General features: G+C 56.0%; 2 protein-coding genes. Both read right to left on the bottom strand.

Annotation, left to right across the window (positions count from 1 at the left end; all coding sequences use genetic code 11):
* Positions 1-620, bottom strand: a 620-nt coding sequence (locus E5Z01_RS19240) for an IS3 family transposase (RefSeq protein ID WP_135230845.1), incomplete at its 3' end; no start/stop codon positions are given.
* Positions 617-916, bottom strand: coding sequence for a transposase (locus E5Z01_RS19235; protein ID WP_119759794.1), 300 nt, complete (start codon positions 914-916; stop codon positions 617-619). The genes E5Z01_RS19240 and E5Z01_RS19235, both read right to left, overlap by 4 nt.
* Positions 917-1006 lie beyond the last annotated feature (90 nt).

Raw genomic sequence — 1006 nt, 5'->3', positions numbered from 1 at the left:
ATGATGCCAGCAGCCTTCAGAACTTCGGTGTAGGCGGTGCAGGCGTATTGCACGCCCTGGTCAGAATGATGAATCAGCCCAGGTGAAGGACAACGCGCGATCAGCGCGTTGTCCAGCGCTTCCAGGGGCACCTCAGCAGTCAGTCGTTCAGAAAGTGACCAGCCAACGATTTCACGGGTAAAGCTATCCAGCACACACGCGACGTACACAAAACCACCGGTTATGCGGACATAGCTCAGGTCAGCCTGCCAGACCTGATTGGGACGGAGAACGTGCGTGACGGCCAACAGATTCGGATACCGCTGATGAGCATGCCCGGAATCCGTAGTGGTCGTCTTGCGCGGCTTTTTGCGGTGGGTCAGCCCGCGTTCGCGCATCACCCGCAAGACGCGTTTGTGGTTCACCTTTTTCTTGCGACGGGCCAACTCACGGGTGATCCGCCGATACCCGTAACCAACAAATTTTTCAATAATGGTTTCTATCTCAGTCGCCAATTCGTCGTCTGGGTCAGTATCTTCGTTGTTTTTGTATTCGTAGAAACAGCTGCGGCTCAGCGAAAAGGCTTCGCACAAGCGAACCACCGTGAGTTCTGGATGCGCGTCACGCGCATCCGTCATCATCTCGAGCCGCTCCTGGTGCGGTAGTTCGCCAACGACTTTTTCAGAATTGTATTTTCCAGGGCAAGTTGCCCACAATACCGTTCCAGTTCGGCAATTCGCCTCTCTAACGCTTGATCTCCCGTCTTCATATCGGTAAAGGCCGCGCCGCCACGCATTTCCACTTCCTTGCGCCACCGGTGAATCAGGCTCGGTGAAAGCTGGTGTTCGCGGCACAACTGGGCGGTCGTTTTCTGCTTGCGTTCGATTTGTTCAAGGACTTCGAGCTTGAATTCGCGGCTGTGCATTCGTCCGGGCATTGTCCGTCTCCCTCCATCTGCTGATCAGCCTACGGGCTGACCGGGGCGACATCCCTTGCTCCTCTGTCCGCGTTCAGGGGTTCACTCCAC

It is taken from the genome of Deinococcus fonticola (assembly GCF_004634215.1).
GTDB classification, from domain to species: Bacteria; Deinococcota; Deinococci; order Deinococcales; family Deinococcaceae; genus Deinococcus; species Deinococcus fonticola.
Note: the sequence above shows the minus strand (reverse complement) of the source record. Positions and strands in the feature narration are given on the sequence as shown.